Consider the following 22,091-nt stretch of genomic DNA (forward strand, 5'->3'; position numbering starts at 1 on the left):
TCAAGGGCAACGGGGCTGGGTAGTCACCCCACCAGCCCCCCCATCAGCGATCAGCCCCCGACGGGAATCGGGGGCTGAGCTGCGTAAACACCACGATTATCAGGCGGAGGGTGTGGGATTCGAACCCACGAAGACATCGCTGCCTTACCGGTTTTCAAGACCAGCGCCATCGGCCACTAGGCGAACCCTCCTGGACCGCCACCCGTGGGCGTACGGCCACGCATAGTCTGCCACGGCTCACTCCGGGCGGCCCAGTGTCCCTCCCCGCTGCACCGGCCAGGCATCTTGACCCGTCCACTGTGGGCTGGAGGGTGCGCCTGCGGCACCGGGTGAGATCGGGAAGACTGGCCCCATGCGAGCCATCACGATTCCGGAGCCCGGTGGTCCCGACGCGCTGGTCTGGGCCGAGGTGCCCGACCCGGAGCCGGGTCTCGACGAGGTGATCGTGGAGGTGCGGGCCACCGGGGTCAACCGCGCTGACCTGCTGCAACGGCAGGGGCACTACCCGCCGCCGCCGGGCGCGTCCGCGTACCCCGGGTTGGAATGCTCCGGGGTGATCACGGAGGTCGGCGCGGACGTCGCCGGTTGGGCGGTCGGGCAGCAGGTCTGCGCGCTGCTGTCCGGCGGCGGGTACGCGGAGCGGGTCGCGGTTCCCGCCGGGCAGTTGCTGCCGGTGCCGGCGTGCGACCCGGTCGACGCGGCGGCGCTGCCCGAGGTGGCCTGCACGGTCTGGTCGAACCTGGTCCAGGTGGCCCGGCTCGGCGCGGGTGACACCCTGCTGGTGCACGGCGGGGGCAGCGGGATCGGCACCTTCGCCATCCAGTTCGGGGCGGCCCTCGGCGTCACGGTGCTGACCACCGCGCGGGAGGCCAAGCACGCCCGGCTGCGGGAACTGGGCGCGGCGCACACGATCGACTACCGGGAGCAGGACTTCGTCGAGGAGGCCCGCCGGGTCACCGACGGGCGCGGTGTGGACGTCATCCTCGACATCATGGGCGGGTCCTACCTGGCCCGGAACGTCGCCGCGCTGGCCACCGGCGGTCGGCTCGTGGTGATCGGGATGCAGGGCGGGCGCAAGGCCGAGTTGGATCTCGGCGCGCTGCTGGCCAAGCGGGCGAGCGTCGCCGCGACGTCGCTACGGTCCCGACCGCTCGCGGAGAAGGCGGAGATCGTCCAGGGGGTACGCGACGAGGTGTGGCCGCTGGTCGAGGCGGGCCGGATCCGGCCGATAGTGGACCGGCGGCTGCCGATGACCGACGCGGCGGAGGCGCACCGGCTCGTCGAGTCGAACGACCACTTCGGCAAGGTGCTGCTGACCCGCCCGCCGGGAGGCGGGTCGGCCGTCAGCTGAGCGAGCCCGCCGGGGTTGGGGCGTCCGTCGGTCGGGGCAGCACCAGTCGGGCACCCGGGCCCTCGCCGGCCAGCGTGTCCTCCGGGTTGTTGAGCGTGCAGCGCTGCAAGGACAGACAGCCGCAGCCGATGCAGCCGTCCAGGTCGTCGCGGAGCTTGGTGAGCAGCCGGATGCGCTCGTCCAGCCGGCTCCGCCAGTTCGCCGAGAGCCGCGCCCAGTCCTGCGGGCTGGGGGTGCGGGCCTCGGGGAGCGAGTCGAGTGCCTCCCGGATCTCGTCGAGCGAGACACCGACCTGCTGGGAGATCCGGATGAAGGCGACCCTCCGCAGCTCGGCGCGGGCATACCGGCGCTGGTTGCCGCCGGTGCGGTCGGCGCGGATCAGCCCGAGTCGCTCGTAGTAGCGCAGCGCCGACGGCGCCACCCCGGAGCGGGCGGAGAGCTCACCGATCGTCAACAAATCCGGCATCACCAGGTCCTTGAGTTGAAGTGCACTTCAACTCACACAGTAGTGGCATGACCACCGCACTGACCACCGACAGCAGCGCCCGACTACCCGGGCTGATCCGCCGACTGACCGGCGACGAGAAACACGCACCCAGCGCGCACTCCACCATCGACGTGCTCCAGGTGCTCTACGACCGGGTGCTGCGGGTCACCCCCGACACCGTCGACGACCCGGAGCGGGACCGGTTCCTGCTCTCCAAGGGCCACGGACCGGCCGCGTACTACGCGGTGCTCGCCGCGCACGGCTTCATCCCGGACACCTGGCTCGACGACCTGGCCGGGCCGGCGAGCCGACTCGGTCATCACCCGGACCGGCTCCTGGTGCCCGGGGTCGAGATCGGCTCCGGCTCCCTCGGGCACGGGTTCGGGCTGGCCGTCGGCACCGCGCTCGGCCTGCGCGCCCAAGGGCTGAGCAAACCCCGGGTGTACCTGCTGCTCGGCGACGCCGAACTGGACGAGGGATCCAACCACGAGGCGATCGCGTACGCCGGAGCGACCGGCCTGGACAGCCTCACCGCGGTCGTGGTGGACAACGCGTCGGCCAGCCACGGGTGGGCCGGTGGCATCGCCAGCCGGTTCACCGTCAACGGTTGGACCGCCGACACCGTCGACGGCCGGGACCACGAAGCCCTGTACGCGGCGTTGACCGGGCACCGGCCACGACAGCCGCACCTGGTCGTCGCCCGCATCGGGAGCAACGGATGACCGACATGCGTACCGCCTTCATCGACACCACCACCGCGCTCCTCGACGAGGATCCGCGTACCGCACTGGTGCTGGCCGACATCTCGGCGAGCCAGTTCGCCCCCGCCGGGTACCGGCACCCGGACCGGGTGCTCAACGTGGGGATCCGGGAGCAGCTGATGATCGGTGTGGCCGGCGGGCTCGCCCTGACCGGGCTGCGTCCGATCGCGCACTCGTACGCGACGTTCCTGGTGGACCGGGCGTACGAGCAGATCAAGTTGGATCTGGACCATCAGGGCGTAGGCGCGGTCCTGGTCAGCATCGGCGCGTCGTACGACGGGTCGGCGGAGGGCCGCACCCACCAGTCGCCCGGGGACGTGGCGCTCTTCGACTCACTCGGCGACGGCTGGACGGTCCGGGTGCCCGGCCACCCGGACGAGGTGGCACCGCTGCTGCGCACCGCCGCCACCACCGACGATCCGATCTACCTGCGCCTCTCGGAGCAGCGCAATGCCGAGGCGCACCCGGATGCCGCCCGGTTACGGGTGCTCCGGCGGGGCGGGACGGACGCGCCACTCGTGGTGGCGGTCGGACCGATGCTCGACCCCACCCTGGCGGCGACGGAGGGGATGGACGTGACGGTGGCGTACACCCACACGCCCCGGCCGTTCGACACGCGCGGGCTGCGGGCGCTCGTCCACACCGATGTGGTGCTGGTCGAGCCGTACCTGGCGGGGACGTCGAGCGCGCTCGTCAGTCGGGCGCTGGCGGACGTACCGCATCGGCTGCTCGCCCTCGGGGTGGGTCAGACCGACCTGCGGCGGTACGGGAATCCGGCCGACCACGCCCGGTGGCATGGTCTGGACGCCGACGGTCTGCGGCGGTCGATCAGCGCATTCCTGGGGTCAGTTGGCGGCTGACGCGGTGGGGCGGCGACGAGCGCGCTCGCGTCCGAGGATCCAGATCGCCTCGACGCCGTCCTTCCAGGTGATCTTCTTGCCCTCTTCCCGGCCACGCGCCCGGTAGCTGATCGGCACCTCGTACGGGCGGATCCGGCGACGCAGCAGCTTGCCGGTCACCTCGGCCTCCATGCCGAAGCCGCGCGAGCGCACCTCGAGCGAGCGGTAGAGCGCCACCGGCATCAGCTTGAAGCAGGTCTCCAGGTCGCCGATGTAGGAGTTGAACAGCACGTTCGCCGCCATCGTGACGCCCTTGTTGCCCATCACGTACCAGAAGCTGTAGGCGCTGTGGCTGCCGAAGGTGCGGTTGCCGTAGACCACGGTGGCCCGCCCGTCGAGCACCGGGTCGAGCAGCTTGGGGATGTCCTGCGGGTCGTACTCCAGGTCAGCGTCGAGGATGACCATGTAATCGCCCTCGGCGTTGTCGACCGCCGTCTTGATGGCGGCACCCTTGCCGGCGTTGCGCTGATGCGTGATGACCCGCAGGCGGGCGTCGTCGGCGCGACCGAGGACCTCGCCGGTGCCGTCCCGGCTGCCGTCGTCGACGACGACGAGCTCGACCTCACAGGGATAGTCAACCGCCAGTGCCTGCTTGAGGGCATCCGCGATGCGTTCTTCCTCGTTGTAGACCGGCATGAGGATCGAGAGCTTCACGGGGATCTCCACGGTGGCGGCAACACGTCGGCCATAGCCTAGCCTGGTTGGTTTGGTCACCACCGACCGCCACTGCGGGGCAGTCGACGTGGCGGGTTCAGATCAATGGTGTTTACTTCCGCCATGTCGGCTGCCGGCTCCCTGCTCGCGGTGGTTCCCGCCGCCGCGGTGCTCCTGCTCACCGTCGCGGCGAGGCCACGCACGGTAGGCACTGTGGCACCGCTGCGGCTCGCCGTGGTACGCGCCGTCCTGCTCGCCGGGGCGTACGCGGTACTCGTCGTCGAGGTGCTCGGCGCGACCCACGCGCTGACCCGGCCGGCATTCGCCGTCGCCTGGCTGTTCTTCCTGGTCGCTGCCGCGCTGGCGGCCGGTCTGCGCCGGCGACGGGAGAGCCGCCTCGGGCAGTCGGCGGCCGTCGTACCGCGGGCGGTGCCGGTCGGCGCGGTGGTGTCCGGTGGCGGCCCCGAGGCGTCCGCCCCGACCGCCGAGCGCGGTGAGCCCGCGCCCGCGCCGCCCCGGGCCGGTCGGGGGCCTGCCGGCCTGCTCGCCGCGGCTGTCGACACCTGGCGTACGGCCCGACCGGGCGAGCGGCTCCTCGCCGCCACGATCGGCGGCCTGGTCCTGGTGGAGTTGCTGGTCGCGCTGCTGGCCGAGCCGAACAACTTCGACTCGCAGACATACCACCTGCCGAAGGTGGAGCACTGGGTGGCCCAGGGTGACCTGGACTTCTGGCCCACGGCCATCCACCGGCAGGTGACCATCCCGCCCGGGGCCGAGTACCTGCTGCTGCACCTGCGCCTGCTGACCGGCGGGGACCACCTGCACAACCTGGTGCAGTGGGTGGCCGGGGTGGTCTGCCTCCTGGTGGCCGCACGGATCACCGCGCAGCTCGGCGGTGGCCGGCGGGCCCAGTTGCTCACCGCGTTCGTGCTGGCGACCACGCCGATGGTGGTGCTCCAGGCGACCAGCACGCAGACCGACCTGGTCTGCGCGGCGTGGGTGGCCTGCGCGGCGACTCTGGCGCTGGACGGGCTGCGTCGACGGACCGGTTGGGGCACGCTGCTAGGGCTGGGGGCGGCTACCGGGCTGACCGCGGTGACGAAGACCAGCGGCCTGATCGCGGTCGGTCCGCTGCTGGTGCTCTGGGGGTTGGCCCAGCTGCGGCTGGCCCAAACCAGGGGCCCGGCGGCGACGGAGCCGGCAGCGGGGGGCGCGGCTCGGCGGGTCGGCGGGCTGGCCCGCACGGTCGGCGGTTCGGTGCTGATCCTGGTGGTCGCGGCCGTGGTGGTCGGCCCGTTCCTGGCCCGGGTGACCGCGGAGTTCGGGCACCCGCTGGGGCCACCCCGGCTGCGCGAGTCGATCCCGATGGAGCGGCACGACCCAGCGTCGGTGGTGGTCAACGCGCTGCGGATCGGGCACACCGCGTTCGACACGCCGCTGGCGCCGCTGCGCCGGGCCGGGGCCGACCTGATCATCAGTGGTGCCGAGGCGATCGGGGTCGACCCGCAGGACCGTGCGATCACCTTCGGCCGGGAGCTCTTCCCGGAGCCGGCCTGGTACCCGGACGAGGACCGGGTGGCGTTTCCGCTGGCCGGGGTGTTGGCGGTGATCGGCGCGGTGATCGCGCTCGGCCGGCCACGGCAGATCGCCCCCGATCGGGCCGGGTCGCTGCGGGCGTACGCGGTGGTGGTGCTGACCGCCGTGCTGCTGCACACCGCGATGATCAAGTGGCAGCCGTGGGGCAACCGTCTGCTGCTCTACGCCGTGGTGCTCGCCGTGCCCCTCGCCGGCCTCTGGTTGGACGCGCTCTTCCGCCGCCGCGCGGGTGCTGCCGCACCGGCAGCGGGGGACGCGGGTGCGTCGGTGGGCGGTCGGGGACGTCGTTCGGTGGCCACCATGGCTGCCGTCACCGTGCTCGCCACGTCGGCGTTGGCCGGAGTGCTCGCGCTGTCGTACGGCTTCCCGCGCCGGTTGGTCGGCGCCGGCTCGGTCTTCACCACCTCGGACTGGGACACCCGGTTCCTGCGCCGACCGCAGTGGGCCGACGAGTTCCGCTGGGCGGCGACCGCGGTCCGGGACAGCGGTGCGCGCCGGATCGGGTTGGTGCAGCAGAACGACAACTGGGAGTACCCGTGGTGGCTGCTGCTGCGGCAGCCCGACGGCGGCTCGCCTGAGCTGGTGGCGTTGCAGTCGGTGCTGCCGGAACGACCGCCGGCCGATCCCGCCTCGGTCGACGCGATCGTCTGCACCGGCGGCAAGGCGGCCTGCGCCAAGCTCGTTCCGGCCGGCTGGCGGCTGGAGTTCCGCGGCTACGTCGGCTACGCGCTGCCGCCGGGCCGCTGAGCGGGACGACGGACCGGACGCCGCGGGGTCGGAAGCCCGGTGCCGTCGGAGTCGGACGGTCCGTCCCGGCCCGGAACGGACCAGCACGGCCGCCGCACCTCCGGACCAGAGGCCCGGATAGTCCGATCCGGGCGGTTCTGCATCCCGCGCGTAAGGATCCGAAGCGCATTCACATCTGTTGATCCGCACGTTACCGTCTGGTAACTCAATCGACGTCCCGCGATTGAGCCGAAAGGAGTGCGTCGATGCCTGCAATCCCCGCCAGGCCCGAACGCGCGACCCGACGACGGGCCATCACCGTCGCCGTCGCCGTCGCCGCTCTCGTGCTACCGATGCTCGCCGGACCGGCCACCCCCGCCAGTGCCGCCGACCGACCGACCGTCCAACCACTCCCCGCCAACCTCGAAGCCATCCGCGCCGCCGAGGCGACCGCCCTCTACGGCAGCCCGGCGATCCGCCCGATCGAACAACGCCGCACCGCGTTGATCACCATGGGTGACAGCGAGATCTCCGGTGAGGGGGTCGGCAACTACGTCCCCGGCACCCACCAGGACGGCAACTGGTGCGACCGCTCGTACGACCAAGCGGTGTTCCGCACCGGCATCACCTCGGACGCGCAGTACAACATCGCCTGCTCCGGTGCCACCCCCTGGAACCTGATCGCCGGCGGCCCCACCCAGCACAACGAGCTGAACCAGGGCGACTACCTGGGCATCAAGGCGCGCAACACGCACGTGAAGCTGATCTGGGTGGTGGTCGGCGCGAACGGTGACGGCACCATCCAGTTCGGTCCGGTCGCCACCGACTGCGCCGTCCGCCGGGTGTTCTTCCAGGGCGCCTGCTATCCCACCTACACCGACCAGTGGACGATCCGCACCGACGGCAGCCGACAGGCCGTGGAGTCGGCGCTCACCGACATCCGGCAGACCATGACCAAGGCCGGATACCTGCGGTCGGACTACGAGCTGGTGCTGATGTCGTACCCGAGCCCCGGCAGCCCCGACGTCGAGGACAACCCCAACTTCCCCGGCTGGTACTCCGGCGGCTGCCTGCTCTACCTGGCCGACGCCGCGTTCGCCCGGAACAAGGCGGTGCCGATGTTCGAGTCGGCGCTGCGGTCGGCCGCGGCGAACACCGGCACCCGCTACCTGGACGCCAGCCGGCTCTTCCACGGGCACGAGGTGTGCACCGACAACACCTCGGTCCGCGGTCTGTACATCGAGGTCGGCATCTGGAACGAGAACGCCGCCCGCCAGTCGTTCCACCCCAACGCCCGTGGGCACGGCATGTTCGCCCAGTGCATCACCCAGTTCTGGAACTCCGGGCAGACGCGGGCCAGTTGCGTCGACCCGGCCAGCACCGGCAGTGGCGTGCTCTACCCGGGGCTGCTGGAATTCAAGCAGTTGCGCAACCTCGCCACCGGCACCTGCGTCGACGGCAAGGGCTACGACTCCCGCAACGGCACCGTGCAGCAGCCGTACTCCTGCCACGGCGGGCGCAACCAGGGCTTCTGGTACGACCCGGCCCGGCGGTCGCTGCACTCGGAGCTGTCCCACGACCGTTGCCTGGACGTCGCCAACAGCTCGATGACCGCCGGCACCGCCGTCAACATCTACGACTGCAACGGCACCGGCGCGCAGCAGTTCGTCTTCTCCGGCAACCAGATCAGGCCGGCTGCCGCGAGCAACCTCTGCGTGGCGTTCGACAACCCGTTGCTGGGCAGTTCCCGCCTGCGGTTGGCGACCTGCTCCAGCAGCACCCGGCAGCAGTGGTCGTTCGAAGCCCGTACCGCTGCGAACCCGGTCGGCTACGGACACGACGACTTCATCGGCTCCCGCGTCTACTGAGTGGGGGCAGGGGCCCTGGCGTCGACCAGGGCCCCTGCGCTCACTTCGCGCGGGGAACGAGGATCAGCCGGGCCACGGCCTTGTCGCCGTCCTTGGCGCCGGCGACGCCGAGCGTCGCGCCGATCTTGACCTCGCTCGGCTGCACGGTGGCCCGCCGCTCGACGACCCGCAGGTCATCGCCGAAGGTCCAGGTCATCGTGAAGCCGTCGGAGGACTTGACGGTCATCGAGTCGCCGTCGATCGCCGTCACCTCACCGCGCTGCACGGCGACGGTCCGCGTACCGCCGTCCTTCGTCTTCACCACCGCCTCACCGTGCAGGGTGTTCTTCCGCAGCAGCACGCGGGCCTGGCGGCGCTTGCGCCACTCCTCGCCGCGCTTCTCCCGGCCCTTCTCTCCGGCGGTGGGGGATCCGCCCGGCGTCGGGGTGGCCGGTGCGGCGACGGTCCGCACGTCCAGGTCGTCGGCGTCGAAGCCCATCGCGGTCAGCGCCTGACCCTCGACCCCCATGGCGGCGGCGACCTCGACGGCGGTGTCCCGGGCGGGCTGGCTGGCCACCTCGGCCGCGCCGCAGCCGCTGACGCCGAGCGCGACCGCCGCGAGCAGTGCCGTGGTGCCGGTGGCGATACCCCAACGTGGCATGACTCTCCCTCTCTGTCAGTGGAGACCTCAGCCTTCCCGGGAACGACGAGCGGAGCGTCAGGCCGATGTTCGGGTCAGGTAAGGATCACCGGGCAGCCGGACCGTGAAGGCGGCACCGCCCTCCGGCGCATGCCCTGCGGTGATCTCTCCACCCAACCGGCGGACCAGTCCGGCGGCCAGCGCCAACCCCAGGCCGCTGCCCACCTTGCGCACCCCCCGGTACCGCTCGTGCAGCGCACCGCGTTCGAACGCCACCGCCAGGTCGTCGTCGGTGAAGCCGGGCCCGCCGTCGCGGACCTCGAACACGCCGCCGTGCGCCGGGTCCGCGCCGGCCGGCCGGACCGCGAGCACCACCGGCGACCCTGGGGGTACGACCCGCAGCGCGTTCTCCAGCAACCCGTCCAGCACCTGCCGGATCCTCCCCGGATCGGTGTACCCGGGCACCGGCAGCCCTGGCGTCTCCACCCGGAACGGCACGCCCACCGCCGCGCACCGGGCGGCCCAGGTCGGTTCCGCGTCCACTGCCAGCTGGGTCAGGTCCACCGGCACCGGTTCAAGGGGGAAGTCGGCGGCCTCCAGCCGGGCCAGCGCCAGCAGATCACCGATCAACCGGTCCAGGTGTTGCGCCTCGGCCAGCACCGTCCGGCCGGTGTCCACCGTGTCGTCGGCACCGAGCACCCCGTCGGCGAGCGCCTCCGCGTACCCCCGGATCGCGGTCAGCGGGGTGCGCAGCTCGTGCGAGACGGAGAGCAGGAACTCCCGCTGCCGGCCCTCACTGGTGGCCAGCGCGGAAGCCAGCCCGTTCAACGCCTCGGCCAGGTCGGCGACCTCGTCCGGCGGCTCGACCGGCACCCGGACGGCACGGTCACCCGCGCGCAGCCGGGCGGCGGCGGTGGCCGCGACGCGGATCGGCCGGGCCAGCCGGCGGGCCAGCAGCAGCCCGGCCACCACACCGGCGGTCAACCCGGCCAGCAGCGGCAACCAGAGACTGAGCAGCACGCGCGCCCACAGCCCGGTGGCCAACGGACGGGAGAGCACCACCCCGTTGCCGCCGGTCAACGCCCGACCCTCGACCAGGGCCCACTCACCGTTGACCGAGCGGCGAGCCGACACGTTGCGGCCCTGCCCGATCCGCTGCACCACCCGGGGAGGCAGGCCCGGCCGGTCGACGGCACCGCGCCGGATCAGGTACGCGTCGATGCCCTGGTCCCGCAGCTGCTGGATGAGCCGCTCCTCGTCGGCGCTGCGACCCCGATCCAGGCGGGTCCGCAGCACCTCGGCCGCGAGCCGGGCCTGGGCCGCGAGCGCCTCCTGCTCGCCCCGCTCCGCGCCACGGATCGCCAACGGCACCGCGACGATGGCGGTGACCAGCACCGACACCAGCGCCACCGCGCAGGTGACCAGCACCGCGCGGGCGGTGAGCGTACGACCGAACCGGCCCCGTCGAGGTGCGGCGGGTGGGCTGGCGCCGACCACCGGCAGGGCCATGGTCGGCGACTCGACGTGCCCGGGGCCCTCAGGCATCGACCGCGTACCCCACGCCGCGATGGGTCCGGATCACGCTGGCCGGGCCGAGTTTCGCTCGCACCTGGGCGACGTGCACGTCCACCGTCCGGGTGCCGGCGTGCGCCGCGTACCCCCAGACCCCGGCCAGCAACTCCTCCCGGCTGAAGACCCGGCCGGGCCGGGCCATCAGGTGGGCGAGCAGGTCGAACTCGGTGGAGGTGAGCTGCACCGGGGCACCGGCTGCGGTGACCGTGCGGCGGGCCGGGTCGAGCGTCACCTCGCCGACGACCCGCGGTCGGTCCGCTCCCACCGGGCCGCCGGCGGAACGGCGCAGCACCGCGCGCACCCGGGCGACCAGCTCCCGTGGGCTGAACGGTTTGGTGACGTAGTCGTCGGCGCCCAACTCCAGGCCGATGATCCGATCCACCTCGTCGTCCCGGGCGGTGAGGAAGATGACCGGAGTCCAGTCGCCGGCCTCGCGCAGCCGGCGGCAGATCTCGGTGCCGGGGAGGCCCGGCAGCGCGATGTCCAGCACGCAGGCCACCGGACGCAACCGGCGGGCCGCGCTCAGGCCGGCCTCGCCGTCACGTTCCAGGTGGACACCGAACCCGTCCCGGGTGAGGTAGAGCCGAACCAGGTCGGCGATGGCCGGCTCGTCCTCCACGACGAGGACGAGCCCGCGATGCGGCGTTTCGGCGGTCACCGGCCCATGATTGCCGACCCGGTGGGCCGGGTGCGATCGGCGCGTGTTCGAGTTCGGTAAAGGCGGTGCGACGCCCGACGGGGGGTCAGCTCACCAGGACGGAGCGAACATCCCGGGCCGTGCGGCGGCCGGCGTGTCACCGATGCTGGCGACGACCCGCGCGCCGGTTGGCCGCAGGCGGGTCCGGAAGGCCTGGTTGAGCAACGCGTCGAGCTGCCAGACCTGCTTCGGGTGGCTGGTCCGGATCAGGAACCGCTCACGGATCCCGTCGATCGCGGTGGCCGCCATCTCGACCGACTGCAACCGCGGGTCCGGGCTCCAGGTGACGTTGCTCAGCTCGCGGAGCTCGGTGTTGAGGTGCAGGCGCAGTCGGTGCAGGAGGCGGGTCTGCTGGGTCACCACCAGTCGACGGTGCGTGAGCAGTAACAGATAGTCGCCGGTGACCGGGCGGTCGGGGCGGCTGCAACGGGTGACCAGGATGGTGGCGTCACCGGAGCCGACGCAGCGGCGGAAGACCGGCATGTGCCGGCTCACCGTCTGCACGGCCAGGCCAGCCTCGGCGGCGGCCGGAAGGAACGTTCGGGAGAAGACGTCCATGACCTGCCCAACGATGCCCCTGCCGGGGTGACGTGGGTCACGGAGCTTTTTTGGAAGTTCCACGCCTCCCGTCGCACTGCCTGTCCGATTTTCGACTCGGACGGGTAGTGGTCAGACGGTGGGCTGGAATGGACCGGCGGCGAACAGCTCCTCCAGCCAACCCGGGACGGCGCCGGCGTACTCGGCGCGGGACTCCTCGGCGGTGTCCAGCGCGCGACGCCAGGAGAGCGACCGGCTCACCGGTCCCAGACCGATCGCGAGGTCGGCGGCCTCGACCAGGGCTCGGCGGTCGTAACGCTCGGTCCACGCCTCCAGGTAGGCGTCGCGCAACCGGACCAGTTGGGCGTCGTCGGCGGCGAGCTTCCTGGCGTCCGCGATGGAACGCAGGGTCACCAGCAACGTGCCGAACGGGTGCGCCACCGAGGCGTCACCCCAGTCGAAGTAGCGGTAGCCGTCCCGACCCGCGAAGACGTTGCCGTCGTGCAGGTCGTCGTGTTGCACGGTGGCCGGGATGCCGATGTCGGCGAGCCGCCGGCACCGCTGGGCGTACGACGGCACCTCGGCCCGCAGCCGCTCGTGCAGCTGCGGGCTGAGCCCGCCCTCGGCACCGATCAGCAGCGCCTCGCGGTCGTCGAGCAACTCGGCGAAGAGCCTGGCCAGCACCTCCGGCCGCTGGTCCGGCACGCCCAGGGCGACCAACTCGTCGGCGTGCGGGGCGCTCACCAGTTGCAGCGCCGCATACCCGGGCAGCGCCCGCTCCCAGTGCGCCAGATCACTGTCGCGCGCCAGCACGTCCCGCAACGACTCGCCGCCGTCGGGCAGCAGCGACCAGCCCTGCTTCGGGTCCACACCGATCGGCGTCAGCACCCGGTCGGGCGTCAACTCGGCGAGCGCCGTGATCAGGACCGCCTCGTGCACAGTGCCCGGGTTGTTGGCCTTGAACCAGACCGGGCCGTCGTCGGTGGGCACCCGCCAGACCAGCGACCAGGGGCGAACCCGAGCTTCCACCAGCCCGGTCACCCGGCGACCGGCCCGGCTCAGCTGCGCGTCGACCCAGGAGCGGGCCCGCATCTGCCACCGTTCGTCGGACCAGTCGGTTGCGCGCTCACCGGGAATCGTCGTCACGCTGGGCACCCTAAGTGGCCCTCCCCGGCCGGGGCCACGTCTTTTCCGACCGCGTCAGACCAGCTCGACGATGGTGGCGTTGGCCATGCCGCCGCCCTCGCACATGGTCTGCAGGCCGTAGCGGATCCCGTTGTCACGCATGTGCTGGAGCATGGTGGTCATGATCCGGGCACCGGAGCCGCCGAGCGGGTGACCGAGGGCGATCGCCCCGCCGCGCGGGTTGAGCCGCTCCGGGTCGGCCTCGGTCTCCGCCAGCCAGGCCAGCGGCACCGGCGCGAACGCCTCGTTCACCTCGTACACGCCGATCTCCTCGATGCCCAGCCCCGCGCGGCGCAGCGCCTTCGCGGTGGCCGGGATGGGCGCGGTGAGCATGGCGACCGGGTCGTCGGCGGCGACCACGGCGGTGTGGATCCGGGCCAGTGGGCGCAGGCCGTGCCGGCTGGCCCACTCGGAGGTGGTCACCGCGAGGGCCGCTGCGCCGTCGGAGATCTGGGACGCGGAGCCGGCGGTCACCACGCCGTCGGCGCGGAACGGGGTGGCCAGCTCGCCCAGCTTCTCCAGGGAGGTCTCCCGGCGGATCCCCTCGTCGGCGGCGAACTTGCCGCCGTCGGCGAGTGGCACCGCTGCCAGCTCCGGGTCGAACGCGCCGGCGTCCTGTGCGGCGGCTGCCTTCTCATGGCTGGCCAGCGCGAACTCGTCGAGCTGGGTACGCGAGAGGCGCCACCGCTGGGCGATCAGCTCGGCCCCGACCCCCTGGTTGAACGGCAGCGGCGCGTCGTCGGCGAAGCCCTCGACGCCCCGGTAGCGGGCGCGCAACTGGTCACTGAACGGCATGCCGCCGGCCACGCTGGAGCCCATCGGCACCCGGGTCATCGACTCGACTCCGCCGGCGACCACCAGGTCGGCCTGGCCGGAGAGCACCGTCGCGGCGGCGAAGTGCAGGGCCTGCTGGCTGGAGCCGCACTGCCGGTCCAGTGTGGTGCCGGGCACCGACTCGGGCCAGCCGGCGGCGAGCACGGCGTTGCGGGCGATGTTCCACGACTGCTCGCCGACCTGGGACACACAGCCCCAGAAGACATCGTCGACCTGGGCCGGGTCGAGCCCGGTGCGCTCGGCGAGGGCGCGCAGGACGTGCGCCGAGAGGTCGACCGGGTGGACGCTGGCGAGGCTGCCCTTGCGCCGCCCGACCGGGGTACGAACCGCGCCGACGATGACCGCGTCACTCATGTTTACTCCCCGGTAACTTGGGCTGCCCCGATCCTACGTCGTCCGTCGACGAGTCGTCCGCCCAGGCGCTACCCGACCACCGCTGGCATGCTGGGCGGGTGGATGAGACCTCCCCGGTACGACAGTGGCGAGTGCCGTCGACCCTCCCGGCGGCGAAGCTGGCCGGTGCCGCCCTGCTCGTCGCGCTCGGGCTGCTCTTCGCCGACGGTGACCCGGTCCGTTTGACGGTGGCCGCCCTGGCCGCCGCGGCGCTGGCCGTCTGGGCGGTACGTGATCTGGTCGCGCCGGTCCGGTTGGCGGTCGACCCGGCGGGGCTCACCGTCATCCATGGCTTCGCCGGCCGGCGGCTGCTGCCCTGGTCGGCGGTCGAGGCCATCGCCGTCGACCGGCGGCCCCGGCTGGGGCTGACCAGCGAAACCCTGGAGATCGACGCGGGCGACTCGCTGCACCTGTTCGGCCGCTACGACCTGGGCGCCACCCCGGAGGAGGTGGCCGCCGCGCTGCGGGCCGCCCGCCCGGTCAGCTGATCTGTCAGCTGAGCAGCTGGGCGGTCCGGAAGAGCACCAGCGCCAGCAGCACCGCCAGGATGATCACCCCACCGGCGACCTGCACCAGCGTCCGCCGACCACGCGGCGCGTACGCGAGCACCAACGCCATCAAAGCGCCGACCGCCAACCCGCCCAGGTGCCCGGGGATCGAGATGCCCGGCACGGTCAGCGTGAACACCAGGTTGATCACCAGGATCGGGATCACCTGGGAGATGTCCCGACCCAGCTTGCGTTCGATGATGATCAGCGCGGCGAAGAGGCCGAAGACCGCCGTCGACGCGCCGGCCGTGGCCGAGTTCTGCGCGCTGAACAGGTAGGCGGCGACGTTACCGCCCAACCCCGCGATCAGGTACAACGCGCCGAAGCGCAGCGGCCCGAGGTTGGCCTCCAACGACCGGCCGAGCACCCACAGTGCCCACATGTTCAGCAGCAGGTGGATCACGCCGTAGTGCAGGAACATCGCGGTGACCAGCCGGTACCACTCGCCGTCGGCGATGCCACCGAGCGTGCCGTCCGGGAAGAACGCCAGCCCGAGCACCGAACCCCAGTTGGTCAGGGGGGTGCTGCCACCCATCAGCCCGCCGAAGCCGGAACCGCCCACCGCCGCGTCCCCACCCCGGTCCGAGGCGATGGAGAGCAGCATGAGCAGCACGTTCAGGGCGATGATTGCCTTGGTGACATAGCCGTGCCGGCCGGCCGTACCGCCGCCGAAGGCGGTACGCGCCGGCCGGACACTGCGACGCCCCTCGTTGACGCACTCCGGGCACTGGTGCCCGACCGAGGCCTCCCGCATGCAGTCCGGGCAGATCGGCCGGTCGCAGCGGGTGCAGCGGACGTAGGTCTCCCGACCGGGGTGCCGGTAGCAGACCGGGGTGGTCGGTGGCGACTCGCTCACCGGGCCGACCTTCCGTCCGCCGCCGCGCGGTCCACCGGCCATGCTCCGGAGCGCTCAATCATGCGAGCAAAGGTACCTCGCCGGTCGCTCAGGAAGCAGACCGCTCGATCTCGACCCGCTCGATGACGACGTCCTGGAGCGGACGGTCGCTCGGACCGGTCGGGGTGTTCGCGATCGAGTCCACGACCTTCACCGACTCCTCGTCGGCGACCTGGCCGAAGATGGTGTGCCGGTTGTTGAGGTGCGGCGTCGGGGACACGGTGATGAAGAACTGCGAACCGTTGGTGCCCGGTCCGGCGTTCGCCATCGCCAGCAGGTAGGGACGGTCGAACCGCAGCTCCGGGTGGAACTCGTCGGCGAACTTGTAGCCCGGCCCGCCCCGACCGGTGCCGGTCGGGTCGCCCATCTGGACCATGAAACCGCTGATCACCCGGTGCGAGATGGTGCCGTCGTAGTACGGACCGTTGCCCGGCTGACCGGTGCGCGGGTCGGTGTACTCACGGTTGCCCTCGGCCAGGTCGACGAAGTTGCGGACGGTCTTCGGCGCGTGGTTGGGGAAGAGCTCCAGCCGGATCGGGCCAGCGTTGGTGTGCAGGGTGGCGTAGACAGCCTCGGCCACGGGTACTCCTCACTCGTTGGTCAGTTCCATGCGGATCCTCCCATGTGCCCGATCTGGCATCGCGGAGGCATCCGAAGGTGGAGGATGACGAAGGAACAACTCCCAGGAGGTAGGACCGTGTTTGGATTCGGGCGGCGGCAGTCCCAGGCGCAGTTGGCGAAGGCCGAGCTGAACCAGAGCATCAGCCACCTGATGCAGGCAGCCAACCACGCCGCGAAGGGCGCCGGCGCGACCGTCGGCCCGAGGGTCCAGGTGGCCCGGGGCTACGTCGGGCCGACCGCGGTGAAGGTACGCGACCGCGCGGCGACCGGCTGGGGCACGACTCTCACCACGCTGGCACCGCTGGCGGCGGCAGCTCGTGACGGCGCCGCGCAGGCAGGGCCGCTGACCAGGAAGGCCAAGTCGAAGACCATGCGGATCACCGGTAAGAAGAAGCAGCCGCGTCGTCGCGGCTCGATGATGACCGGCCTGTTGGCGGCGGGTGCCATCGCCGGCCTGGCCGGCGCGGTCGCGTTGCGCCGCCGCCGGGAGCAGCAGGAGTGGGCCGAGTACGACCCGACCCGCAGCACCCTGGAGCCGATGCGCGACGAGGTCGACTCGATCGAGGTCCGTACGCCGTCCGCCACCAAGGGGTCGGACGGTTCCGCCATCTCCGGCGCGACGGGGATGACCGGCGCGGGCAGCTCGGCGGTGGCCGGCGGTTCCAGCGCCAGCACCACCGCCCCGGCCAAGCAGACCGGTGTTCGCCCGACCGACAAGGTCCCGTCGGTCGCCGAGGGCGCCACTGACGTCTCCGGCCGACCGACCGACGACCTCACCAAGGCGCTGGGCAAGGACACTGCCCGCACCAACGGCCGCCGCTGAGGTCAGCGACAGCGCGTGAAGCGCCGACGAGTGGGTCCCCCCGCTCGTCGGCGCTTCCGCGTCGCGGCTCAGAGCCAGCCGTTGCGGCGGAACCAGCGGTAGAGGGCCAACGAGACGCCGAGCATGAGGGCCAGCGCCACCGGATAGCCGTACGTCATCTTCAGCTCGGGCATGTTGTCGAAGTTCATGCCCTCGACGCCGGCGATGGAGGTCCAGACCGCGGCGATGGCCGCCCACGCGGCGATCTTGCGCATGTCGTTGTTCTGGTCGACGGTGACCTGGGCCAGCCGTGCCTGGAGGATCGAGTTCAGCAGGTCGTCGTAGGAGTTCACCTGTTCCACGGTGCGGCTGAGGTGGTCCTGCACGTCCCGGAAGTACTTGCGGATCTCCTTGGGCACGTCCCGGTTGACCTGCGAGGTCAGCGTCATCAGCGGCCGTTGCAGCGGCACCACCGCCCGCTTGAACTCCACCAGCTCCCGCTTCATCTGGTAGATCCGCTGGATCCGGCCGTGGCCGTTCCGGTCGAAGACCTCCGCCTCCAGCACGTCCAGGTCGTCCTCGATCTGCTCGGCCACCTCCAGGTAGAGGTCGACCACCCGGTCGGTCACCCCGTACGCCACCGCCCACGGGCCGTGCAGCAGCAACTCCTGCTTGGTCTCCAGATCGGCGCGGATCGGGGCGAGTCGGCAGGCGTCCCCGTGCCGGACGCTGATCACGAAGTTCGGGCCGATGAAGAGCATCACCTGCCCGGTCTCCACCACCTCGGAGTTCTCGGTCAGCTCGGTGTGCTCGCAGTACCGGGCGGTACGCAGCACCAGGAAGACGACGTCGCCGAACCGCTCCAGCTTGGGGCGCTGCTCGGCCTTGACCGCGTCCTCGACCGCCAGCTCGTGCAGGCCGTACGTCTCCGCGATGGCGGTCATCTCGGCCAGCTCCGGCTGGTGCAGACCGATCCAGACGAAGCCGTGCTCCTCGCGGCGGGCCGCGGCCAGCGCTTCCGCGTACGTCCAGTCGCCGGGCTGCCGTTTGCCGTCGACGTAGAGCGCGCAGTCGACCACCGCGCTGCGGCCGGGGCCGGTCGGGGTCGGGACGGGCGGCGAGCCGTCGGCGTTGAGGATGCGGGTCATGGCCCGCACCGGGGAGGGCCACGCCCGAGGTCGCAGCACCCGACCGCTGGTCGACGGTGCCGTCCGGTCCCGCTCTGTCCGATCCGTCATCGCGTCACCTCCCGCGCTCAGCTGCGGCTTGCAGGCTACGCCGACCGGCGTCGAGGACCGGTGTGACGGCGGTCGCGTGGGGGGCGGCGCCGGGCGGGCCGGGCCGCATCGGGGGGTGTGCGGGGGACGACACGGCCCGCCCGGCACCTGTGGGGGCGGGAGGTTGTGCTGCCGCGTCCACCCGGGCGGGGCCGGCCCGGGGGCCGGGCGGTGATGTCCGCAGCTGACGGGGTGACGCTCGCAGCATTGTGGGCCAGCCGGCCGCCCGGAGGGGAGCCCCGGGACGGCCGGCATCGTCGTTCTGTCGGGAACCCGACAGATAATGTCAGTCCCGGACGGCCTCAACAGCCGCCGCGAGCCGCCGGACGCCCTCGTCGATCCGGTCGGCGGTCACCGCCGAGAAGGCCAGCCGGAGCGCGTGCCGCCCGCCGTCCACCATGAAGTCGCTGCCCTTGACCACGGCGACGCCGCGCTCTGCCGCCGCCGGGGCGAGCCGGTCGACAAGCACGTCCTGCGGGAACTCCACCCACAGGAAGTAGCCACCGTCGGGCTCCACGAACCGCGCTTGCGGCAGGTGCCGGCGCAACGACTCGGCGAGCACCTGGGCCCGTTCGCCGAGCGCCGCCCGGACCGTCTCGATCGAGCGGTCGATGTCACCGGAGACGCAGAACTGGTGCACGATCGCCTGGGACACCATCCCGGGGGAGATGTAGAGGCTCGTCGCGTTCTTGGCGATGGCGGCGATCAGGTCGGCCGGGCCGACCAGGTAACCCACCCGCACACCCGGGCAGACCGTCTTGGTGAAGCTCGACGCGTGCACCACCACGTTGCGGGTGTCCAGCGAGAGCATCGACGGCAGCGCCTCACCACGGAAGCGGATGTCCGCGTACGGGTCGTCCTCGAAGATCGTGAACTCGTACTCGGCGGCCAGGTCGAGCAACTCCCGGCGCTTCTCCAGCGACAGCGTCATGCCGGCCGGGTTCTGGTAGTTCGGGATGATGTGCGCGAGCCGGGGCCGGACCCCGGACTCCAGCAGCTTGCGCAGCTCGGCAGTGTCCAGGCCATCCGGCTGGACCGAGATGCCGTGCAGCTCGCTGCCCATCCGCTGGAGGTTGAGCAGCGTCCGGTCGTACGTCGGGCGCTCCACCACCACCGCATCGCCGGGGCGGACCAGGTGGTCGAAGAGGAACGCGTCGGCCTGGAGAGACCCGTTGGTGACCAGCACCTGGTCGGCCTCGACCCCGTGCTTCTCGGCGATCCACTTCCGCAGCGGGAGGTACCCGACGGAGGTGCCGTACGCCGTCACCCCAGCGGGGTCGGCGTCGAAGGCGCGGACGGCGGCGGCCTTGAGCCCCTCGACATCGACGATGTCCAGCGAGGGAGCCCCACGGGCAAAGGAGATCAGCTGCTCGGCGGTCATGGATGTTGAGCGTACGGGCGGCGACGGGGAACGCGCGGTCGGCACGGCGATGTCCGCATCCTGAGCCACCGGGTCGGGTGACTGAGCGGGACCGGTCGGCGGCAGATCAGACCGGAAGGGCGAGCGCGTCGTGCTGCGCGGCCCGGGAAAGCCCCTCAAACTGCACGCCGAGCGCGTCGAGGAGCTGACTCCAGTCGAAGTAGGAACGCCAGGCGGTGATCCGGCCCTTGCGGGCCCGGACCACGTCGGCCACCTCCCAGCTCACCACCCGGCCGGTGGGCGCGACGGTGCCGTACGGGGAGTGCAGGGTGCCGGTGTGGGTGCCGGTCAGCCGCAGCTCGACCGCCGCGCCTCCGCTGGTGCGGACCGAACCCATCGGCTCGACCCGCAGGTCTCCGAAGGCGCCGGTCCAGGTGCGCAGCAGCGCGGGCAGCTCGATCGGGCGGACCGTCACCCCCGGCATGGCGTAGAACGCCTCCGGTGCGTAGAGATCCGGCAACCGGGCCACGTCCCGACGCAGAAGCATCGCGTACTGCTGCTCGACCAGCCGCTCCGCGTCGCGCATCGGGACCTCCCCCCGCGGACCACGGCATCTCCGCGCCCGCAAGGGGATGTCTACCCATCGATCCGGCCCGGCACACCACCTCCGGTCAGGTCGTGGCGACCGCCTGGCTCTCCGACCAGACCCGCATGATGTCCCGCACCGAGATCACGCCGGCGACCTCCCGGCCGTCCAGCACCACCAGGTGCCGGAACCCGCCCCGGGCCATCGCGGCGGCGGCCTCGGCCACTGTCCACTCCGGCCCCGCGTAGACAACGTCCCAGGTCAGATGGGCACCGGTGCGTTCCACGTCGCAGTCCAGGCCGGCGCCGATGGCCTTCAACACGTCGCGTTCGGTCATGATCCCCACGCCCTCGGAATCCGGGTCGATCACGACCGCCGACCCGACACCTCGGGCCGACATCATCCGGGCCGCCTGGCGGAGCGTGTGCTCCGGACCGACGACGAGGACCTGGCTGGACATCGCATCCCGTACCTGCATCACGCATCACCCCTTTGGGACGGTGGCATTCGGTACAGACATGGTGGTCGGTGGATGTTTCCGGGACAAGAGCGGCATCGCACAAGCTGCGGACGCTGGCTACTGTCGGATGGTGTCCACCGAGCCCCTGCGCTGCGCCGGCGCGCTGATCGTCGACCATGACGGCCGCATCTTCTTCCAGCGCCGCTCACCACACCGACGCCTGTTCCCCAACTGCTGGGACATCGTCGGCGGCCACCTGGAGCCGGGCGAGGACATCGACGAGGCGCTGCGCCGGGAAATCACCGAGGAGACCGGCTGGGTCCTCTCGCACGTCCTGGGCCAGGTGGGCGAGTACAGCTACGTCGGCGACGACGGCCTGGCCCGGACCGAACACGACTTTCTGGTCCGCGTCGACGGTGACCTCGACCGCCCGAGGCTGGAAGCCGGTAAGCACACCGAGTACCGCTGGCTGGCCGAGCACGATCTGACGGTGCTCGACGAGCACCGCGACGTCAACGACGGGCTGATCCGGCGGATCGCGGAGGAGGGCTTCGCCGTCCTCCGGTCGATCGGTCTGTGAACACCGTCGCGCTGGCGCCCCACCGGATCGCCGGGCTGCTCGCACCGGCGGTGGACCGGACCTTCCGCGCCGGAATGCTTGCCGGCCGGGACGGTGGTGGCGCCGAACTGTCCCAGCGCTACGGCGGGGTCACCGCGACCGGCTTCCTGGTCGACCTGCGCACCCGACTGGCCGCACCCGGCGGCACCGTCGACGGGCCCGGGTTCGCGGCAATCACCCGGTACCACGACCCGGTCGTCTGCCGACGAGCCGTGGACAAGCAGGTGGCCCACGGGATGATCTACCGCAGCCCGGACGGCACCCTCTCCGCCACCGAACGGGGTGCCGCCTTCCTCACCGAGCTCTACCAGGTGCACGCCGAGGTCACCGAGGAGCTGTGGGCCGGTCACGACGACCGGGTGGCGCGACTGGTCGCCGTGCTCGGCCGACTGCTGTCGTACGCCCTGGTGCTGGCCGACGAGGAAGAGGACCGGGGCGGGTCGGCCTTCGCCGCGCTGGCGCCCCCGTACGAGCCGGACGGCACCCCGTCGGGTGTGCTGCTGCTCAACCGGCTCGGCGCGCTGCGTCACCACCGGGCCGACGCGCACGCCGCCGCCTGGGCCGCCGCCGGGCACACCGCGTCGAGCATCGCCGCCCTGCCGCCCGGTCCCGAGCGGCGCGCCATCGAACTGGAGACCGACCGGCGGGCCGCCGGCCCGTACGCCACGCTCAGCGCGGAGGAGCGGCTGACCATGCTCGCCGACCTGGCGGCGTTGCCCGGCTGACCGGTTGGCCGGAGCGGCG

At 72.0% G+C, this 22,091-nt stretch carries 23 protein-coding genes and 1 tRNA gene; 9 read left to right on the forward strand and 15 right to left on the reverse strand.

The window, feature by feature from the left end; genetic code table 11:
• Positions 1 to 104: 104 nt before the first annotated feature.
• Positions 105 to 191, reverse strand: a tRNA-Ser gene (locus QSK15_RS00005).
• A gap of 161 nt (positions 192 to 352) precedes the next feature.
• Here QSK15_RS00005 and QSK15_RS00010 point away from each other — a divergent pair.
• Positions 353 to 1,351 carry an NAD(P)H-quinone oxidoreductase gene (locus QSK15_RS00010; protein WP_285792339.1) on the forward strand — a complete coding sequence of 333 codons (999 nt, stop codon included), beginning with the start codon at positions 353 to 355 and terminating at the stop codon, positions 1,349 to 1,351.
• On the opposite strand, the gene soxR is transcribed toward QSK15_RS00010, so the two are convergent.
• Complete coding sequence (gene soxR / locus QSK15_RS00015) at positions 1,344 to 1,817, reverse strand: redox-sensitive transcriptional activator SoxR (protein ID WP_285792340.1); 474 nt, start codon at positions 1,815 to 1,817, stop codon at positions 1,344 to 1,346. The two genes, QSK15_RS00010 and soxR, sit on opposite strands and share 8 nt — an antisense overlap.
• 47 nt (positions 1,818 to 1,864) lie before the next feature.
• Here soxR and QSK15_RS00020 point away from each other — a divergent pair, with 47 nt between their 5' ends.
• Entirely contained in the window at positions 1,865 to 2,560 is a 696-nt protein-coding gene (locus QSK15_RS00020) for a thiamine pyrophosphate-binding protein (protein ID WP_285792341.1), read from the forward strand.
• Between the two features lie 5 nt (positions 2,561 to 2,565).
• A complete protein-coding gene (locus QSK15_RS00025) occupies positions 2,566 to 3,459 on the forward strand; it encodes a transketolase family protein (RefSeq protein WP_285794277.1) in 894 nt (297 codons plus the stop codon).
• Here QSK15_RS00025 and QSK15_RS00030 read toward each other — a convergent pair.
• Positions 3,445 to 4,152 carry a glycosyltransferase family 2 protein gene (locus QSK15_RS00030; RefSeq protein ID WP_030331614.1) on the reverse strand — a complete coding sequence of 236 codons (708 nt, stop codon included), beginning with the start codon at positions 4,150 to 4,152 and terminating at the stop codon, positions 3,445 to 3,447. The genes QSK15_RS00025 and QSK15_RS00030 overlap by 15 nt on opposite strands.
• A 123-nt stretch (positions 4,153 to 4,275) precedes the next feature.
• Between QSK15_RS00030 and QSK15_RS00035 the strand changes: the two genes are divergently transcribed.
• On the forward strand, positions 4,276 to 6,495 hold the full coding sequence (locus QSK15_RS00035; RefSeq protein WP_285792342.1) for a glycosyltransferase family 39 protein: 2,220 nt from the start codon (positions 4,276 to 4,278) through the stop codon (positions 6,493 to 6,495).
• 245 nt (positions 6,496 to 6,740) lie between these two features.
• Positions 6,741 to 8,342, forward strand: a complete 1,602-nt coding sequence (locus tag QSK15_RS00040; protein ID WP_285792343.1) for a ricin-type beta-trefoil lectin domain protein — start codon at positions 6,741 to 6,743, stop codon at positions 8,340 to 8,342.
• 40 nt (positions 8,343 to 8,382) lie between these two features.
• Here QSK15_RS00040 and QSK15_RS00045 read toward each other — a convergent pair whose 3' ends face one another.
• The 6 genes from QSK15_RS00045 to QSK15_RS00070 form a co-directional block, all read right to left on the reverse strand.
• The gene (locus QSK15_RS00045) at positions 8,383 to 8,982 is read right to left on the reverse strand and encodes a hypothetical protein (RefSeq protein ID WP_285792344.1); all 600 of its coding nucleotides are present in this window, start codon (positions 8,980 to 8,982) and stop codon (positions 8,383 to 8,385) included.
• 57 nt (positions 8,983 to 9,039) lie between these two features.
• Positions 9,040 to 10,506 (reverse strand): HAMP domain-containing sensor histidine kinase, encoded by a 1,467-nt coding sequence (locus tag QSK15_RS00050; RefSeq protein ID WP_285792345.1) that lies wholly within the window; start codon positions 10,504 to 10,506, stop codon positions 9,040 to 9,042.
• Positions 10,499 to 11,191 (reverse strand): response regulator transcription factor, encoded by a 693-nt coding sequence (locus QSK15_RS00055; protein WP_285792346.1) that lies wholly within the window; start codon positions 11,189 to 11,191, stop codon positions 10,499 to 10,501. The genes QSK15_RS00050 and QSK15_RS00055 overlap by 8 nt, the downstream gene beginning before the upstream one ends.
• 90 nt (positions 11,192 to 11,281) lie before the next feature.
• A complete protein-coding gene (locus QSK15_RS00060) occupies positions 11,282 to 11,788 on the reverse strand; it encodes a hypothetical protein (RefSeq protein ID WP_030331626.1) in 507 nt (168 codons plus the stop codon).
• A 111-nt stretch (positions 11,789 to 11,899) separates the two neighbouring features.
• Entirely contained in the window at positions 11,900 to 12,913 is a 1,014-nt protein-coding gene (locus QSK15_RS00065) for a phosphotransferase family protein (protein WP_285792347.1), read from the reverse strand.
• A 54-nt stretch (positions 12,914 to 12,967) separates the two neighbouring features.
• On the reverse strand, positions 12,968 to 14,140 hold the full coding sequence (locus tag QSK15_RS00070; protein ID WP_285792348.1) for a thiolase family protein: 1,173 nt from the start codon (positions 14,138 to 14,140) through the stop codon (positions 12,968 to 12,970).
• A 98-nt stretch (positions 14,141 to 14,238) separates the two neighbouring features.
• On the opposite strand from QSK15_RS00070, the gene QSK15_RS00075 reads away from it, so the two are divergent.
• Entirely contained in the window at positions 14,239 to 14,667 is a 429-nt protein-coding gene (locus QSK15_RS00075) for a PH domain-containing protein (RefSeq protein WP_285792349.1), read from the forward strand.
• Between the two features lie 4 nt (positions 14,668 to 14,671).
• On the opposite strand, the gene QSK15_RS00080 is transcribed toward QSK15_RS00075, so the two are convergent.
• Together QSK15_RS00080 and QSK15_RS00085 are read right to left on the reverse strand one after the other, a co-directional pair.
• Positions 14,672 to 15,583: a rhomboid family intramembrane serine protease gene (locus tag QSK15_RS00080; RefSeq protein WP_285792350.1), complete on the reverse strand. Its 912-nt coding sequence runs from the start codon at positions 15,581 to 15,583 to the stop codon at positions 14,672 to 14,674.
• An 88-nt stretch (positions 15,584 to 15,671) separates the two neighbouring features.
• Positions 15,672 to 16,202, reverse strand: a complete 531-nt coding sequence (locus QSK15_RS00085) for a peptidylprolyl isomerase (RefSeq protein WP_030331635.1) — start codon at positions 16,200 to 16,202, stop codon at positions 15,672 to 15,674.
• An 84-nt stretch (positions 16,203 to 16,286) separates the two neighbouring features.
• Between QSK15_RS00085 and QSK15_RS00090 the strand changes: the two genes are divergently transcribed.
• The gene (locus tag QSK15_RS00090) at positions 16,287 to 17,066 is read left to right on the forward strand and encodes a hypothetical protein (protein WP_285792351.1); all 780 of its coding nucleotides are present in this window, start codon (positions 16,287 to 16,289) and stop codon (positions 17,064 to 17,066) included.
• A gap of 68 nt (positions 17,067 to 17,134) precedes the next feature.
• Here the strand turns inward: QSK15_RS00090 and corA are convergent, their stop codons facing one another.
• The 4 genes from corA to QSK15_RS00110 form a co-directional block, all read right to left on the reverse strand.
• Positions 17,135 to 18,283, reverse strand: a complete 1,149-nt coding sequence (corA, locus tag QSK15_RS00095) for a magnesium/cobalt transporter CorA (protein WP_285792352.1) — start codon at positions 18,281 to 18,283, stop codon at positions 17,135 to 17,137.
• 325 nt (positions 18,284 to 18,608) lie between these two features.
• Positions 18,609 to 19,703, reverse strand: coding sequence for an aminotransferase-like domain-containing protein (locus QSK15_RS00100; RefSeq protein WP_285792353.1), 1,095 nt, complete (start codon positions 19,701 to 19,703; stop codon positions 18,609 to 18,611).
• A 106-nt stretch (positions 19,704 to 19,809) separates the two neighbouring features.
• Positions 19,810 to 20,268, reverse strand: coding sequence for an ester cyclase (locus QSK15_RS00105; protein ID WP_285792354.1), 459 nt, complete (start codon positions 20,266 to 20,268; stop codon positions 19,810 to 19,812).
• 85 nt (positions 20,269 to 20,353) lie between these two features.
• On the reverse strand, positions 20,354 to 20,746 hold the full coding sequence (locus tag QSK15_RS00110; protein ID WP_030487774.1) for a CBS domain-containing protein: 393 nt from the start codon (positions 20,744 to 20,746) through the stop codon (positions 20,354 to 20,356).
• A 109-nt stretch (positions 20,747 to 20,855) separates the two neighbouring features.
• On the opposite strand from QSK15_RS00110, the gene QSK15_RS00115 reads away from it, so the two are divergent.
• Entirely contained in the window at positions 20,856 to 21,308 is a 453-nt protein-coding gene (locus QSK15_RS00115; protein ID WP_285794278.1) for an NUDIX hydrolase, read from the forward strand.
• The gene (locus tag QSK15_RS00120; RefSeq protein WP_285792355.1) at positions 21,305 to 22,072 is read left to right on the forward strand and encodes a helix-turn-helix domain-containing protein; all 768 of its coding nucleotides are present in this window, start codon (positions 21,305 to 21,307) and stop codon (positions 22,070 to 22,072) included. The genes QSK15_RS00115 and QSK15_RS00120 overlap by 4 nt, the downstream gene beginning before the upstream one ends.
• The last annotated feature ends 19 nt before the right edge of the window (positions 22,073 to 22,091 follow it).

The sequence above is a fragment of the Micromonospora sp. NBRC 107095 genome, from assembly GCF_030269705.1.
Classification (GTDB): Bacteria; Actinomycetota; Actinomycetes; order Mycobacteriales; family Micromonosporaceae; genus Micromonospora; species Micromonospora parva.

Bases quoted from the DNA above. Each gene is read 5' to 3' on its own strand.
- QSK15_RS00025 (WP_285794277.1), top strand. From the start codon at position 2,566: ATGCGTACCGCCTTCATCGACACCACCACCGCGCTCCTCGACGAGGAT.
- QSK15_RS00010 (WP_285792339.1), top strand. From the start codon at position 353: ATGCGAGCCATCACGATTCCGGAGCCCGGTGGTCCCGACGCGCTGGTC.
- QSK15_RS00110 (WP_030487774.1), bottom strand. From the start codon at position 20,746: ATGCAGGTACGGGATGCGATGTCCAGCCAGGTCCTCGTCGTCGGTCCG.
- corA (WP_285792352.1), bottom strand. From the start codon at position 18,283: ATGACGGATCGGACAGAGCGGGACCGGACGGCACCGTCGACCAGCGGT.
- QSK15_RS00060 (WP_030331626.1), bottom strand. From the start codon at position 11,788: ATGGACGTCTTCTCCCGAACGTTCCTTCCGGCCGCCGCCGAGGCTGGC.
- QSK15_RS00090 (WP_285792351.1), top strand. From the start codon at position 16,287: ATGACGAAGGAACAACTCCCAGGAGGTAGGACCGTGTTTGGATTCGGG.
- QSK15_RS00035 (WP_285792342.1), top strand. From the start codon at position 4,276: ATGTCGGCTGCCGGCTCCCTGCTCGCGGTGGTTCCCGCCGCCGCGGTG.
- QSK15_RS00040 (WP_285792343.1), top strand. From the start codon at position 6,741: ATGCCTGCAATCCCCGCCAGGCCCGAACGCGCGACCCGACGACGGGCC.
- QSK15_RS00105 (WP_285792354.1), bottom strand. From the start codon at position 20,268: ATGCGCGACGCGGAGCGGCTGGTCGAGCAGCAGTACGCGATGCTTCTG.
- QSK15_RS00100 (WP_285792353.1), bottom strand. From the start codon at position 19,703: ATGACCGCCGAGCAGCTGATCTCCTTTGCCCGTGGGGCTCCCTCGCTG.
- soxR (WP_285792340.1), bottom strand. From the start codon at position 1,817: ATGCCGGATTTGTTGACGATCGGTGAGCTCTCCGCCCGCTCCGGGGTG.
- QSK15_RS00070 (WP_285792348.1), bottom strand. From the start codon at position 14,140: ATGAGTGACGCGGTCATCGTCGGCGCGGTTCGTACCCCGGTCGGGCGG.
- QSK15_RS00050 (WP_285792345.1), bottom strand. From the start codon at position 10,506: ATGCCTGAGGGCCCCGGGCACGTCGAGTCGCCGACCATGGCCCTGCCG.
- QSK15_RS00020 (WP_285792341.1), top strand. From the start codon at position 1,865: ATGACCACCGCACTGACCACCGACAGCAGCGCCCGACTACCCGGGCTG.
- QSK15_RS00115 (WP_285794278.1), top strand. From the start codon at position 20,856: ATGGTGTCCACCGAGCCCCTGCGCTGCGCCGGCGCGCTGATCGTCGAC.
- QSK15_RS00045 (WP_285792344.1), bottom strand. From the start codon at position 8,982: ATGCCACGTTGGGGTATCGCCACCGGCACCACGGCACTGCTCGCGGCG.